Here is a 15,117-nt window from a genome sequence, read left to right as displayed (position 1 = left end):
TGCAGCATGACATGCATGTGGTTCCATTTTGCAGGCCGTTCGCCATAACCGGCGAGGGACAGATGGAGAGTCTACGAAATTCTGGTCAACAAATTCTTTACCATGAAACGGCAATCGCGTTCTCTATCGTAAAAAATTTAGCAAAATGCCGTTAAAGCCCTATTGATAGCATTCTTGCCGGATTTAGATCACGGCATAGTGATTCTGGAGATGTCTATGACTGACAAACGTAAAGTTCGTAAAGCCGTGTTCCCCGTCGCCGGCCTCGGTACGCGGTTTCTGCCTGCAACAAAGGCGGTCCCGAAGGAAATGCTGACGGTCGTCGATAAGCCGATCATTCAATATGTCGTCGATGAGGCTCTGGAGGCAGGGATCGAGCATTTCGTGTTTGTCACGGGGCGCAACAAACACGTCATCGAAGACTATTTCGATATTCATTTCGAACTCGAGCAGACTTTGAGGGAGCGCAGCAAGAAGGCGGAGATGACCATTCTTGCCCAGCAGTTGCCAAAGGCCGGGACGGTGAGCTTTACGCGTCAGCAGGAACCTTTGGGTCTCGGGCACGCAGTCTGGTGCGCCCGCGAAATCGTCGGTGACGAACCTTTCGCTCTTCTCCTTCCGGATATGATCATGCATGGAGAGACCGGCTGCATGAAGGGAATGATCGATCTGTACGCCGAAAGCGGCGGCAACATCATCGCCGTCGAAGAGTGCGCACCGGATCAGGCCCATAAATATGGCATCGTCGGCGTTGGCGAAACCGTTGGAGAAGGGTTCCGCATTACAGGCATGGTCGAAAAGCCTGCCAAGGGTACGGCGCCTTCGAATTTCTTCATCAACGGCCGTTACATCCTGCAGCCGGAGATTTTTGCGATCCTGGAACACCAGGAGCGGGGCGCAGGCAACGAGATTCAGCTGACTGATGGCATGCTGAAGCTTCTCGAAAAGCAGGATTTCGCCGGATATGTCTTCCGCGGCGATACTTATGACTGCGGTGCCAAGGATGGCTTCATCCTTGCAAACGTCGCCTTTGCTCTGATGCGCGACGACATCCGCCCCTCGGTCGAGGCGCAGTTCAAGGCGATGATCGAAGCCCTGAAATAAGTATTTTGAGATGTGTGACAGCAGCGCTGGCGCAGAACGCCGGCGCTGTTTTCGTTTATCGACGCAGGGTCAGGCCGACGCCGATGCGGGCTACATCGGTTGCCGGGCTGTTATCGCGCGTCGTGCGCTCGTAACTGACATCGCCGGTGAGGGCGAGATAGCGGTTCATGTCATAGGTCAACCCAGCGCCCGTCAGCCAGACCCGCTCGTCGCCCAGCGTGCTGTCGGATGGATAGTTCCGGAAGGTGAGGCTGTTGGACAAGCGGGCAACCAGATTGCTGCGCAGCTCATGGGTCACTGTATTGCTTAGTGTATAGGCCAGCGCGCCGCTCTCGCCGGGGGTGGTCGAGGGTTCGATGCCGGTGGACAGGCCGAAATTCACATTGGTGCCGCGTTGCGGCGACCAGTTCAAAAGACCGTCGATCGTCGCGCCGCTCAGGTTTTGCAGGCGGCTGTCATCGAACCGATAGGTGGAATAACCCAGCGCGATTTCCCCGGTAAACTTTTCTCCCAGATCGACCTCGACGCCTGCCCGGCCGCCATAGCTGTCATAGGATCGCTCATAGCCGGCGCTATCGGTTCTCAGGTCATAGATGGATTTCGCTGCCGACGCCTCGATGAACGGAATGAGGGCTGGCGAAAGCTCGTAACCGACCCGGACCGTCGCCGCACCGGCATTGCGATTGCGGTCTTCGAGAGACAGGCTGGAGCCGTCGCTGAGTTCCGCGCTGCCATAGACATAGCGGTCGAAATCCACTTTTGCCGAACCCCGCAGAATGCCGAAGTCATGGGTTATGCCGGCGCCAAGCGTATATTGGTCGATACCGGATTGCACGCTTGCGCCGGACACCGCGTTGGGGTCGGTCGAATCCTCGCGCTCGAAATGGTATCCGGCCTTCAGCGTGCCGACGGTATCATGACCGATGTCGAGCCTGAGCGCTGCCTCGATATCGGCCGTGGGCTCCGTTTCGCCCGAGCCGGAAAGGTTGCGCTGCCACGTGCCTTCGCCGGTGATTGTCAGTTCGTGCCGTGCCCAATCCGACGTCAGCGTGCCCTTCAAGCCGGTTTCGAGATAGCTGCGGCTTTCTGTCGAACTGCCTGTCTTGGTGCGCTCGTAATTGAAGGTCTGCCCGAGCGTCGGCTTGAGGGTAAAGGTTCCGAGCCGGATGCCGGGCGCCTCATTTCGATCGAGATCCAGCTGCGACCGCAACCCGTCGACGGAGTTTTCGCGCAGATTGGTGCGCGCCATATCCTCGTCGATTGCCGGATCGTTGAGCAGCGGTTCGCCGCTATCGGTGCTGATCGAGTTGGTGGAGAGCGGATCGGCCGGCTGAACCACGGTCGCGTCGGACATCGTCTTTACAGCGCTGCCCGTGATCGCTGTCCCTGCGTCCTCAGTTGGCGGAAGCAGGGCTTGCGCGGAGGCGCCATCGGTAAGGGTAAAAACGCAACCGGCCACGAGCCAGGCGAATGCCGTCGAAGCGTGCAATCGCGCGATTCCGTTCGTTCCTGTCAAGAATGGCGCCATCTGCCGAATGCCCGGATATCCGTTTACCAGTATTGAGCAACCGTAAACGGATGTGGTTAACCATTCCTTTCCGAATTGGCTTCGGCGCTGGTTTTCAGGCTTTTTCGACGCTCAGTTGGCCGCTGGCGCTGCCCGTCACCCGGACGCGGCTGCCTGTCGGCAGGTCCGGGCCGCTGACACTCCATGTCGTGTCATCAAGCCTTATTCTGCCGCGGCCCTCCGCAATCGGTTCCTCCAGCACTGCCGTGCGTCCGATGAGGCGCGCACCGCGCTGGTTGAGAAGCGGCTCGTCGGATGTATCGCCGCCCTGCGCCAGAATCCGCCGCCCGGCAAGAACGGCGAGTACGGACAGGATGGCAAAGACAACGATCTGTGCCTGCCACACCCAGAAGGCGGCGTCCCAGAGCAGGAGCGAAACAGCACCGGTCACAATGGCTGCGATGCCGATCCAGACAAGAAACACGCCGGGTGCGACCACTTCCGCTGCCAGAAGCACGAGGCCCAAGACCCACCAGCTCCAGGGGCCGAGCTCGAAAATGATGCGTTCGATCATGGCTCAGCTTTCTCGCGGGCCTGTGTCGAAAGGATTGCGAACCGGCGCCGCCTGGACCGGAACGGTGCGCGCCGTGGGCTGACGCACCGGCTGGGATGGCGTGGATGCGTTCCCGCCATCGCCGAAAACGTCCCTGGCGATGGCCCCGATACCGGCAAGCGAGCCGATCAGCGACGAGGCTTCCATGGGCATCAGCACGATCTTGGAATTGTGGGCCGTGCCGATCGAGGCCATGGCTTCCGTATATTTCTGGGCGACGAAGTAGTTGATCGCCTGTATATCGCCGGCGGCGATTGCCTCCGAGACCATCTTCGTCGCCTTGGCTTCAGCCTCGGCCAGACGCTCGCGGGCCTCGGCGTCCCGAAAAGCCGCCTCTCTCTGCCCTTCGGCCTGCAGGATCGCCGACTGCTTCGCACCCTCGGCGCGCAGGATTTGCGCATTGCGGGCGCCTTCTGCTTCCAGCACCTGTGCGCGCTTCTCCCGCTCGGCCTTCATCTGCCGGGCCATGGCGTCGACCAGATCCTTGGGAGGCTGGATATCCTTGATCTCCACACGGGTAACCTTGATGCCCCAGGGGCCGACCGCTTCGTCAACGACGCGCAGCAGCCTGTCATTGATCGTATCGCGGTTCGACAAAAGCTCGTCGAGGTCCATCGATCCCATGACCGAGCGGATATTGGTCATGGTCAGATTGAGAATGGCGCTTTGCAGGTCGGAGACCTGATAGGCGGCCTCGGCTGCATTCAGGATCTGGTAAAAGGCAACGGCGTCGGCCGAGCAACTGGCATTGTCCCTGGTGATGACCTCCTGCGTCGGCACGTCGAGAACCTGCTCCATGACATTCATCTTTGCCCCGATCTTGTCGATGAAGGGAATGATAAGGTTCAGGCCCGGTTCCAGCGTGCGCGTATAGCGGCCGAAGCGCTCGATCGTGTAGCGATAGCCTTGCGGCACCGTCTTGATGCCTGCGAATAGCACCAGGATGACGAGCACCACAAAGGCGATGACGACGATATCAAGACCGGCCAATGGCATTCGGCGCTTCTCCTGTTCAGGCAGGCCGCTTATGGCCTTTTCAAAGACCAGACGTGCCAGCTAGCCGGGTTATTTGCAAGATGCCTACCAAAAATCACGGAGATTGCGCGAGACCGCAAACCTGCATAAGTTAAGTTGTGTTTATGGATTTGACAATTTAAGGGGGAATATATGAGTAACATCAGAGATGAATTAAAATCCGAATATCTGCTCTTGCAAGCCCATCTTGAGAGCTTTGATGGCAAGGCGCTCACCATCAAATCATGGTCAGCGCCGCTCCTTGCGACGGCAATCGGATTGGGGGCGGAGCGTCAGTCGGTACCGCTCATATCGATCGTCATTGTCGCAGCGCTCAGCCTCTGGTGTCTGGAGGCCATCTGGAAAGGTTTTCAGGACTGCTATGTTGCCCGGATCACCTTGATCGAAAGCTGGTTTCGTCAGACTGAAGCCCCGGCCGTGCCTCCGTTCCAGATTTACACGGCGTGGCGCGAAGCGTGGGGCAGGCATAACCAAGTCGGCTGGATTGCAAAACGTGCATTCCAGCCATTCGTTTTCCTTCCATACTTGCCCATCGCTCTTGCTGGCGTCGGGCTTGCCATGTCTATCGACTGACGGGCTTGATCTGATTCTGCCTGTCTATACCCAGCCTTGCAATTCGCGACGGACGACATGTTCCAGCACTCGCATGCCGTCGGCGCTGTCGTTGAGACAGGGGATATGGGCGAATTTCTCGCCGCCGGCATGATGGAAGATCTCATTGGCTTCCACGGCCATTTCTTCCAGCGTTTCGAGACAATCCGAGACGAAGCCGGGATTGATCACGGCGATCCGCTTGATGCCTTCCTGCGCGAGTTTCTCGACGGTCTTGTCGGTGTATGGCTGCAGCCATTCCTCAGGCCCGAAGCGCGATTGGAAGGTTACCTGCAGTTTCTCCTTGCTCCAGCCCAGTCTCTCGCGCAGCAGCCGGGCTGTCTTGTGACACTGGCAGTGGTAGGGATCGCCCTTCATGAAATAGGATTTCGGGATCCCGTGAAACGAGGTGAGAACCACTTCGGGCTCCCAGTCGAGGGTGGCGAGGTGGCTGGTGATGGAGTTCGCCAGCGCGTCGATATAGACGGGATCATCGTGATAGCGCGGCACCGTGCGCAATGCCGGCTGCCAGCGCATCTTCAGCAGCGCCTTGAAGGCCTCGTCGTTGACGGTCGCGGTGGTCGCCGCCGCATATTGCGGATAGAGCGGAAACAGCAGGATCTTTTCGCAGCCATCTTTCTGCAGCTCATCGATCTTCGAGCGGATCGACGGCTGGCCATAGCGCATGGCCCAGTCGACGCGGACATTCGGCAAATCGGCAAATGCCTTTGCCATCAGGTCCGACTGGTTGCGGGTGTAGGTCCGCAGATAACTCTCGTCGAGATCCTTGTTCCAGATCGTTTCATAGGCCTTGCCGACCTTGGCGGGTCGGGTGTTCAAGACGATGCCGAACAGGATCGGGTACCATAGGAATCGCGACCACTCGATGACGCGGCGATCCATCAGGAATTCCTTCAGGTAGCGGCGCATGGAAACCTTGTCCGTCCCGTCAGGCGTCCCGAGATTGACGAGCAGCACACCGACTTTGCCGAATTGGACGGGCGGGTGGTTCGGAACGGCCGGTATCATGGAGGTCATGCGGAAATCCTGCGTTTGTAAGGGCGGTCAATATACGAACGGGCCGCCATGAGGTTTCACCCTGTTCTTTAAAAACAAAAGCCGGCCCGGAAAAGCCCGGACCGGCCCGTCGATCGAGACATAATGTCCTAGCCAGGACTTATTTTGCAGGGATCTGCAATTCGGTGCCAATTTCGAGCTTTTCCGGAACCGGATTGCCGTTGGCTTCGGCGATCTTCGTCCACAATTCGCCGTCTCCATAGACCGATTTCGCCAAATCCCACAGCGTATCGCCGCGGGACACCGTGTGTGTTGTGGCCGTCGTTGTCGCCGGCTCCACTGTTGGCTTGGCTTCGCCGGTTACCGCGTCCGCGGCAGGCTTGGCCTCCGGCGTCGCCGTTTGCGCCGCTGTGGCCGGTTGCTCCGAAGGCTTCGCGTCCGGAGTCACAGTTTTGGCAGCCGTATCGGTGCTTTCCTGCGCTGAAGGCTCGGTTGCGGTGGCGGCAGCAATCTCGGTGATGCGGCCATCCGTCATCGGCTTGTAGGGATTGTGCGCTGTCAGATAGTCGGCCAGCACGGTTTCGAGCCCCGGACCGTAGTCATAGGCATTTTCGGCCTTTGTTTTGAAAATGCTGTAGCCATCGCCGCCATTGCGCATGAAGTTGTTGGACACGACGCCATAGGTCTTGGCCGGATCAAGGGGAGCGTAGGCGTCGCCCTGCTTGACCTCGACCTTGACCACACGGCTTCCTGCGGGCTTCGATTTATCGAACGAGAATTTCAGGCCTGAGACCTGCGGGAACCGCCCGCCGCCTTCCTCGATCTGGGACAATCCGTTCTCTAGCGCAGCCGCGATTTCGGCGCCCTTCAACTGGAAGGTCGCGACCGTGTTCTGGAAGGGCAGGACAGTGATGGCTTCGCCCATCGAGACATCACCGGCATCGATCGAGGCGCGCAGGCCTCCACCATTGGTGATGGCGATGTCGATGCCCTGATTTTTGACGCGGTCCAGCATGGCGTCCGTCACCAGATCGCCCATTTCGCATTCCCTGGCGCGGCAGGTCTCGCGGCTGCCGTCGATCGGCGCATCCGTCTTTCCGATGATCTTGGCTTTCAATTCTTCGATCGGCTTGCCCATCTCCTTGACGCGGGCAAGCACGGTCTCGTCCGGCTTGAATGTCGAGTCGATCAGGATCGGATCGCCCTCGGCGGCCTTCACGACGCCTGCGTCGTCAAAGGTGACGACGAGATCGCCAAGATATTTGCTATAGGATCCGGCCTGAACCACCGGCACCTTGTAGCCGCCGGGGTTGTCGACCATCGTGGGATAGGGACCTTCCGCCTTTGCGTCCGTGTTGGACAAAAGGCTGTGGGAATGGCCACCGACGACCACATCGACATCGGGAATTTTGGCGATGACCGCGAGATCGCGCGGATAGCCCACATGGGTAAGCGCCACAATCTTGTCGACGCCCTGCTTTTTCAGGTCCTGGACCGCCGTGGTGATTGTATCGACATCGATGCCGATCAGCACATTATCTCCCGGCGAGGAGATTTCAGCGGTGTCGTTGGTGACTGCGCCGACAATGCCGATTTTCTCGCCACCGGCATCGACGACGATCGATGGCTTGATCCTGTCGATGAGTTTCGACTTGTAGCCGGCGAGCACATTGGATGAAACGATCGGGAACGTCGCTTTGTCCAGGAAGGTGACCAGACCATCCTCGCCCTCATCGAACTCATGGTTGCCGATGGTCACGGCGTCGAATTTCAGCAGGTTGAGAAACTCGGCTTCGGCTGCGCCCCGGTAGGTGGTGAAGAACAGGGAGCCCTGGAAATTGTCCCCGGCATTCAGCAGGAGGACATTCTTGCCGGTCAGCTCCTGCCGTTTCTGGTCGATGGCGACCTTCAGCCGGGCGACGCCGCCGAAGCATTCGTCCTTTCCTTCCTCCTCCCCCGAGCAGGTGGAGTCATATTTGTTGATGGACTCGATGCGGGAATGGAAATCGTTGATGTGCAGGATGTTCAATTCATAATCGGCGAAGGCGGCGCTGGTTGAAAGCGCGAGAATCGAGGCCGTCATCAGCCCGGTTCGCAAATGTCTGATCATGGATATCTCCTGTTGTTGAATGCGGCCCAGCCGTCAGCGCGCGCATGGGATCGCTTTACAGCTATCTGGAGACAATGGTTTCATTTGACGCGGAAGACATCAAGCTCAAAAACTCAAAGCCGTGTTATGGCTCAAGGTGCGACCATCGTGTCGCTGGCGCAATTCCTCGGTGGGATTGCAGCATGGGATCGGCATAGGCCACACAGGTGTTGGACCTGTTGAAGTCCTGCAGAGCCTCAGATGAGGAGACCCGCCAGTGTGGCCACCGGCGGGTTTGGAAATTCAAGAAAAAAGAAAGTCGCTTTGGCTAGGAGCGGCCACGTTCAACAGCGTAATGGTGAAGTTGGTTGTACCATTGCCATTGGTATCGACTTTCAAGAGCGTGTCGGAACCCGATACTGAGGTCTGAATGTCATTAAAATCGATGTCCAGCATCCGAAAATCAATCTTGTCGGTGCCCGAAACAAAGTCGTTGATCGTGTCGCTACCCGGACTTTCCGCAAAGACGAACACATCGCTGCCGCCCCCGCCGATGAAGGAGTCTTTGCCACCAAGGCCGTTGAGCATGTCATTGCCGGCACCGCCAACGAGGAAATCGCGGCCCTGCCCACCGGTCACGCTATCGTCGCCCATGCCGGCATTGATGTAATATGACGCCGTTTTTCCGATCTCGCTGAACGTATCGTTGCCGCTTGTCCCGAGCCTCACAATGTTGAACTGATCTCCGCGCGCGACGCCGCTCACAAGATCGCGCACATCGAATGTGACGCCAGCGACAGTGCTGACGAAGCTCACTCCTTCGTCGTCAAAGCGGCTTTGAAATCCTGTCAGGCCGCCACTGCCATCCTCTGCTCGTAACCGGACAGCCAGACTGCCGTCCTGGTTTGCCATCGTGTCACTGTCGCGCGCATCGTTGTTTCCAACTTCGCTGCTCGTGAAGGTAAGGCGAACCTGGGCCGCCGTGACGGGTGCCGTGATATTGACGGTATCATTGCCAGTACCAAGATCCGCTTTGTCGCGGCCGTCAGTCGCTACTGCGAAGATGACGGTGTCGTTTCCAGATCCGGCAAAAATAAGGTCGTTGCCGCCGCCGCCGATAAACGAATCATCGCCTGCGCGGTCGGACAGAACATCGTCGCCCGATCCGCCGACAAGGAAGTCGTTTTCAAAACCACCGATAATCTTGTCGGCGCCCATGCCGCCGTTGAGATAATAGGCTTGTCCCTTATCGCTCCCATAAAGATTGTCGGCGCCGCTGGTTCCCAGTTTCACGACATCGAACGTGTCACCGCGCTGGACCCCGCTGACGAGATCGCGAACGTCGAACGTAAACTTTCCGTTTGATTTAAAGACGATGCCCTCGTCGTCAAAGCGACTTTCCGGCCCGCGAAGCTTTCCGACATTATACTCAGCCTGGACTCTCACCGCGAGGCCACCGTCCTGGTTGGCAAGCGTGTTGCTGTCGTCAGCGCTGCCGTTTCCAACTTCGCTGCTGGTGAATGTCAGGCGGATTTGCTTGACTGCGTCGGGTGCGTCTATGGAAACCAGATCGTTCCCCGCTCCAAGGTCCCGTTCAAGGGGACCATCCTTGAAAATATCGAAGCGGTAGGAATTGTCACCGGATTTTTTAGCCATGATAGTTTTCCCATCCTTGGATACCGCCTCCTCCCAAGCGAGGATGCAGCAGTTCTGTTTTGACCGCGCGGGTATCGTCCGCAGCAACAGATACGAATGGATGGGGAATTAGTTTCCGCCGAGACGGCAGATGCTGAAGCTTACGTGTTCCTGAAACCGCCAAACGCGCCGAATTCTGATGCAAAGGGCATTGGCCATGGCCGAAATATGCACATTCAATCAGACAGAGACGTCAGCCTCTGCGCGCGAGCGAGAACTGCGCACCGCTGTCCGTGGTGCAGTTCAACTGAGTCGGGGTCACCATCGCACAGTTCACCTTGGACTGCGTCTTGCGAACCATCGAGGTCATATTGATCTCGACAAGCTTCGGAGAGATATTGATGTAGTTGCCAGACGCCAGCACCTGATTTGTATCGGTTGTGCGCGTTGTAAACGAGCCCCCCGCAAAGGTGGAGACGATGCCGTTGGGGTCCACCCACGCACCCTCCACGCCAGCCGGTGCCATCTGCCGAACCGGCAAAGGGCGAACCTCGCGCGGAGCCTGGCAGGAGGCCAACGCCATGGTGGCGGAGAGGGCAGTCAGGATGGCGACAGGCTTCATGTTGGTCTCCCGAGGGTGCGGAAAGCTGCTTTGACGTGAAAAAACCATGCCGTGATCAGAACTTGAATGCAAGTGCGGGGCTTCGGCATGACCGGATTATTCACCTGTCAACGAAAAGCGCCCGGGGATCGTTCCCCGGGCGTAAAATTGTCATCGGTGTGACGCTTAGCGAACCAGAATGTTCTTGAACTGCCACGGGTCCTTGGTGTCGAGGTCTTCCGGAAACAGGCCCGGGCGGCCGTCGAGCGGGGTCCAGTCGGTGTAGTGGCCTTCGACCGGGCCGAGATAGGGCGTCTGCACTTCGAGGCAGCGCTTGTAGTCGATCTCGTCGGCTTCGACGATGCCGGCCTTGGGGTTTTCCAGCGCCCAGACCATGCCGGCCAGAACGGCAGACGTTACCTGCAGGCCGGTCGCGTTCTGGTAAGGGGCGATGCGGCGGGTTTCTTCCAGCGACAGGCGCGAACCATACCAATAGGCATTCTTGTCGTGGCCGTAGAGCAGCACGCCGAGCTCGTCGACACCGTCCACCAGCTCGTTTTCGTCGAGAACATGCAGGACAGGCTGGGCCGTGCCGCCATTGCCGAACATTTCATGCAGGGACAGAACGGCATCGTTGGCCGGATGATAGGCGTAGTGGCAGGTGGGGCGGTAGACGACTTCGCCATCTTTCTCGACGGTGAAGTAGTCGGCGATCGAGATCGATTCGTTGTGTGTCACGAGGAAACCGTATTGCGGGCCGGGCGTCGGGCACCAGGTGCGCACGCGGGTGTTGGCGCCGGGCTGTTCCAGGTAGATCGCAGCCTTGCAGCCCTTCTTGTGCTTCTTGGCATTCTTCGGCATCCAGTTTTCGTGGGTGCCCCAGCCAAGTTCGGCCGGCTGCAGACCTTCGGAGATGAAACCCTCGACCGACCAGGTATTCCAGAAGACGTTGAGCGGCTTCGGATTCTTGGTCAGCTGCGTGTCGCGCTCGGCGATATGGATCCCCTTGACGCCGACTTTCTTCATCAGCTTGGCCCAGCCTGCGCGGTCATGCTGGTCCGGCTCGTCGAATTTCACGTCGAGATCGACGGCAAGGTTCACCAGCGCCTGCTTGACGAACCAGGAAACCATGCCCGGATTGGCGCCACAGGTGGAGACCGCCGTCGTTCCGCCGGGGTTTTTCTTCTGTTCGTGCCGCACGGTCTCGCGCAGCGCATAGTTGGTGCGCTCGGAATTCTTCATGCTCTTGTCGAAATAGAAGCCAAGCCAAGGCTCAACGACGGTGTCGATGTAGAGAACATCGAGCTTGCGGCAAAGCTTCATCAGGTCCAGCGAACCCGTATCGACCGAAAGATTGACGCAGAAGCCCTGGCCTTCGCCTTCCGTCAAGAGCGGCTTCAGGAGCGACTTGTAGTTTTCCTTGGTCACATATTCCTTGATATGGCGAATGCCGTGCTTCTCGAGGATCTCCATGTCGCCCGCATCTTCGCGCGGATCGATGACAACCATCCGGCTCTTATCGAACTTGAAATGGCGCTCGATCAGCGGCAGGGTGCCGCGACCGATAGAGCCGAAGCCGATCATAACGATCGGGCCGGTGATTTCGCCATACACCGGATAGGTGATTTCCGCCATTTTTGCTGTCTCCTGGGGATGTGTTCGTTTGACTGTTTAACGGGCAGATTGTGCCCTGTCATTCCATGAATGGCCCTAGAGCATAGATTTCTGTCATAATAAAGAGCAGTCGATGGCCCGGCCATTCCCTGAAATCGAGGGTATCGGGGTACGAGCGGAGACAAGCCTAGACATCCGGCGACGCGCAGTTGTTCCGTCCCGGAGCGCATTTCCCTGTTTATTGACGATAATCCCCGCAACTTAGCTAAAATATCGCCATTCTTCATATTTCGGTATGGTGCGCCGGGCAATCATCTTAAATTGCGGCTGGTAGTATGGAATCGGCGATATGGACGACATCTTTACCAATCTTGCCTCCTTGAGGGACACGACCCGTGTTCTTGTTGCGCTCTACGACAATGACGATCGTCTACGCTATGCGAACGCAGTATTTCGGGATGTCTTTCACCTCGAAGACCACGAAACACCGCTTTGGCCCGACCTGATGCGTCGCAACCATGCGCTTGGGCAGGGCACCGTCATCAGGGCCGCCGATTTCGACGACTGGTTGGTGTCCGCCCAGTCGCGGCGCGGCAAGATACCCTTCCGGGCCTTCGAGACGGATGTGGTCGGCGGGTGCTGGTTATGGATGACGGAAACAGTCAACCGCAATGGCTGGATGCTTTGTGTGGCAAACGACATCACCGATTTGCGCACCGACGAACGGTCGCTCCGACAGGATCGGGATTTTGCGCTGAAGGCGTCGAATACGGATGAACTCACCGGCGTTTCCAACCGGCGCTACATCATGGCAAAGCTTGAGGAACTGGTGCAGAATCAGTCAGCTTCGGAACTTGTGGCAGGGTGCGTCTGCATTCTCGACATCGACTATTTCAAGGGGATCAACGATCGTTTCGGTCACCAGACGGGCGACGATATCCTGCTGGACTTCGCCCGCCGCGTTCATCCGCTGGTCAGGCGGCACGATTGTTTCGGCCGGATCGGCGGCGAGGAGTTCATGCTCATCTTTCCGGATACAAACCTGCCGGAAGGGCGCAAGGTTGTCGATCGTCTGTTGGAGAAAATACGAACGGCGCGACCTCTCGAAGCATCGCCACAGTTTTTCTACACCTGTTCCGCCGGCATCGCGGTGGTGGAGCGTGGCGATACCGCACGCGCGCTTTATTCCCGTGCGGACTCGGCTCTTTACGAGGCCAAGCATTCAGGCCGGGACCGTATCGCTGTCAGCCTACGCTGAAAGGATTTCGCAGGCGATCAGCCCGCGCAGCGAATTGCCCATATAGAGTTTGCCTTTCCTGAGATCGCCAAGGGAGAAACGCTCGACGCGGGCGCGACGGGCGCAGATCATTTCGGTGCGCAGGACGCCGGCCAGCAGGCCGCAGGCGATCGGTGGCGTTTTCAAGATGCCCGACCCGTCATCCAGAAAGATCGACGTGATCGTCCCTTCGCAGGGCGCGCCGTGTTCGTTGAGCAGCAGAACCTCCTGGGCTTCGTTGCCTGAATATTCTGCCCGGGCAGCCTCGTAGACGGCGCGGCGGCTGGTCTTGTGGCGCAAGAGCGGATCGGCGGAAGAGAGGCGTGTTTTGGCGAGGCGGACAGTCCAGATGGTGTCGGTCGGCAAGGGCGTGAAGGGTGTCGTGGTGATGTCGATTTCGCCGGCGCTGTCGAGGGTAAGGCGAACGCGGAGGGGGAATAAGGAAGAGGTTCCGGTCGCGTGGAGGGCTTTACCCCCATCTGCCCTGTCGGGCATCTCCCCCACAAGGGGGGAGATCGCTGGTGACGCGATCTCATTGCTTGTCGCCCCCTGGGCTTGTTGTAGCGAAGAATAGTCTCCCCCCTTGTGGGGAAGATGTCCCGAAGGAACAGAGGGGGGTAAAGCCTCCGCAATCGCTTCAGCCAGATGGTCCTCCGCCTTCTCCGCTCCCAAAAACCCCAGACGCCCTGCAGAGCGTTTCAGGCGTGCCATATGCAGCGCCAAGCGGACGATGCCTGCGCCGGGTTCCCAGCGCATGGTCTCGATCAGCTGGAAATCACTCATGGCGTGATCCCCGCATCGCCGACCGCGAAACGGGCCTTGAGCAGACACTCGTCATATTCCGACTCCGCCTTGGAATCGAAGACGATGCCGCCGCCGACATTGAAGATGGCCTCGCCATCCGGAAACAGCGACAGGGTGCGGATGGCAACGTTGAAGCGCATCGTGCCATCCGGGGCGATGAAGCCGATGGCGCCGCAGTAGGCATCGCGCGGGCCATCCTCCAGATCGTGCAGGATTTCCATTGCCCGCATCTTCGGTGCACCGGTGACGGAGCCGCAGGGGAAGAGCGCTTCGAAAATCCCGGATATGCCGATATCCGGCAACAGTTTTGCCCGGACATGGCTGACCATCTGATGCACGGTCGGGTAGGTCTCGATATCGAACAGCCGGGGCACGTCGAGCGTACCGACTTGCGTGATCCGCGAAATGTCGTTGCGCAGAAGATCGACGATCATCCGGTTTTCCGCCTGGCTCTTCGGGTCCTCGCGCATTTCGCGGATCAGAGCCTCGTCCTCGCCGGGTGTCGCGCCGCGTGGCGCGGTGCCCTTCATCGGATGCGTCTCGATCCAGCCGTCCGTGTCGACGCGGAAGAACAGTTCGGGCGAACGAGACAAAAGGATAGGGCCGTCGAGCGAAACGAGTGCGCCGTATTTCACCGGCTGGCGCTCGATCAGCGACCAGAAGGCGGCAACAGGGTCGCCCTTCCAGTGGGCGGTGACCTGCATGGTGAGATTTGCCTGGTAACAATCGCCCATCTTTAGATGGTTGAGCAGCCTGTCGAAACGGTTCTTATACGTCTCGAAATCCCAGGCGGCCTGGGCTTTTGTAATGAAAGGCTCGTTTTCTGTGCGCCGTTGCGGCTCGCTGAGTGCGTGTCCGTCGGCGGGGCTGTCAAAGACGCCGAAGGACATCAGGGGCGTACGGCGATTGCCCTTAGCAAAAGGCGCCAGTTTCTCCTCGAACAGATAACCGGCCTCGTAGCTCATAAAACCCGCCAGCCACTTTCCCTCGGCCTTGGCCTTTTCAAGTTCGATCAGGCCGGAGCGGAATTCGGCTGCGGTATGCGCCGAGATGACACGCGACGGTTCGGCAAAGACCGTTGTGCGGTTTGCACTGTCATCGCGGAAGAGGACGAAGGAAGCTTGAGTGGTGTTCATTTGAATGCGGGCTTGTGCGTCGATTCTCGGGTCGAGCCCGAGGATGACGGAGGGTGGGGATGCCTGTTGAGGTGCAGACGGGACTTTCCAGCCAG

General features: G+C 58.6%; 13 protein-coding genes. 3 read left to right on the top strand and 10 right to left on the bottom strand.

Annotated features, from left to right (window positions below):
• Window positions 1-216: 216 nt before the first annotated feature.
• Window positions 217-1,104, top strand: a complete 888-nt coding sequence (gene galU / locus PY308_RS17330; protein WP_275785049.1) for a UTP--glucose-1-phosphate uridylyltransferase GalU — start codon at window positions 217-219, stop codon at window positions 1,102-1,104.
• A 55-nt stretch (window positions 1,105-1,159) separates the two neighbouring features.
• On the opposite strand, the gene PY308_RS17325 is transcribed toward galU, so the two are convergent.
• The 3 genes from PY308_RS17325 to PY308_RS17315 all read right to left on the bottom strand — a co-directional run bounded on the left by PY308_RS17325 (window position 1,160) and on the right by PY308_RS17315 (window position 4,220).
• Window positions 1,160-2,632, bottom strand: coding sequence for an outer membrane beta-barrel protein (locus tag PY308_RS17325; RefSeq protein WP_434064164.1), 1,473 nt, complete (start codon window positions 2,630-2,632; stop codon window positions 1,160-1,162).
• 94 nt (window positions 2,633-2,726) lie between these two features.
• On the bottom strand, window positions 2,727-3,185 hold the full coding sequence (locus PY308_RS17320) for an NfeD family protein (protein ID WP_275785046.1): 459 nt from the start codon (window positions 3,183-3,185) through the stop codon (window positions 2,727-2,729).
• Between the two features lie 3 nt (window positions 3,186-3,188).
• Complete coding sequence (locus PY308_RS17315; protein WP_275785043.1) at window positions 3,189-4,220, bottom strand: SPFH domain-containing protein; 1,032 nt, start codon at window positions 4,218-4,220, stop codon at window positions 3,189-3,191.
• A gap of 171 nt (window positions 4,221-4,391) precedes the next feature.
• On the opposite strand from PY308_RS17315, the gene PY308_RS17310 reads away from it, so the two are divergent.
• Window positions 4,392-4,832: a hypothetical protein gene (locus tag PY308_RS17310; RefSeq protein ID WP_275785040.1), complete on the top strand. Its 441-nt coding sequence runs from the start codon at window positions 4,392-4,394 to the stop codon at window positions 4,830-4,832.
• Between the two features lie 24 nt (window positions 4,833-4,856).
• On the opposite strand, the gene hemH is transcribed toward PY308_RS17310, so the two are convergent.
• From hemH to PY308_RS17285, 5 genes are all read right to left on the bottom strand, one after another.
• Window positions 4,857-5,888 carry a ferrochelatase gene (hemH, locus tag PY308_RS17305; RefSeq protein ID WP_275785039.1) on the bottom strand — a complete coding sequence of 344 codons (1,032 nt, stop codon included), beginning with the start codon at window positions 5,886-5,888 and terminating at the stop codon, window positions 4,857-4,859.
• A gap of 139 nt (window positions 5,889-6,027) precedes the next feature.
• Window positions 6,028-7,977, bottom strand: coding sequence for a 5'-nucleotidase C-terminal domain-containing protein (locus PY308_RS17300; protein ID WP_275785038.1), 1,950 nt, complete (start codon window positions 7,975-7,977; stop codon window positions 6,028-6,030).
• A 282-nt stretch (window positions 7,978-8,259) separates the two neighbouring features.
• Window positions 8,260-9,612, bottom strand: coding sequence for a calcium-binding protein (locus PY308_RS17295; protein WP_275785035.1), 1,353 nt, complete (start codon window positions 9,610-9,612; stop codon window positions 8,260-8,262).
• Between the two features lie 232 nt (window positions 9,613-9,844).
• Complete coding sequence (gene omp10 / locus PY308_RS17290) at window positions 9,845-10,213, bottom strand: outer membrane lipoprotein Omp10 (protein WP_275785034.1); 369 nt, start codon at window positions 10,211-10,213, stop codon at window positions 9,845-9,847.
• 165 nt (window positions 10,214-10,378) lie between these two features.
• Window positions 10,379-11,827: a homospermidine synthase gene (locus PY308_RS17285; protein ID WP_275785033.1), complete on the bottom strand. Its 1,449-nt coding sequence runs from the start codon at window positions 11,825-11,827 to the stop codon at window positions 10,379-10,381.
• Between the two features lie 328 nt (window positions 11,828-12,155).
• Here PY308_RS17285 and PY308_RS17280 point away from each other — a divergent pair, with 328 nt between their 5' ends.
• Window positions 12,156-13,064 carry a GGDEF domain-containing protein gene (locus PY308_RS17280; protein WP_275785032.1) on the top strand — a complete coding sequence of 303 codons (909 nt, stop codon included), beginning with the start codon at window positions 12,156-12,158 and terminating at the stop codon, window positions 13,062-13,064.
• Here the strand turns inward: PY308_RS17280 and PY308_RS17275 are convergent.
• Window positions 13,056-13,865 carry an aminotransferase class IV family protein gene (locus PY308_RS17275; protein ID WP_275785030.1) on the bottom strand — a complete coding sequence of 270 codons (810 nt, stop codon included), beginning with the start codon at window positions 13,863-13,865 and terminating at the stop codon, window positions 13,056-13,058. The genes PY308_RS17280 and PY308_RS17275 overlap by 9 nt on opposite strands.
• On the bottom strand, window positions 13,862-15,022 hold the full coding sequence (locus PY308_RS17270) for an aminodeoxychorismate synthase component I (protein WP_275785029.1): 1,161 nt from the start codon (window positions 15,020-15,022) through the stop codon (window positions 13,862-13,864). Before PY308_RS17270 ends, PY308_RS17275 begins: the two co-directional genes overlap by 4 nt.
• Window positions 15,023-15,117: the final 95 nt, after the last annotated feature.

Source organism: Pararhizobium gei, assembly GCF_029223885.1.
GTDB lineage: Bacteria > Pseudomonadota > Alphaproteobacteria > Rhizobiales > Rhizobiaceae > Pararhizobium > Pararhizobium gei.
This window is presented reverse-complemented; position numbering and strand designations above follow the sequence as displayed.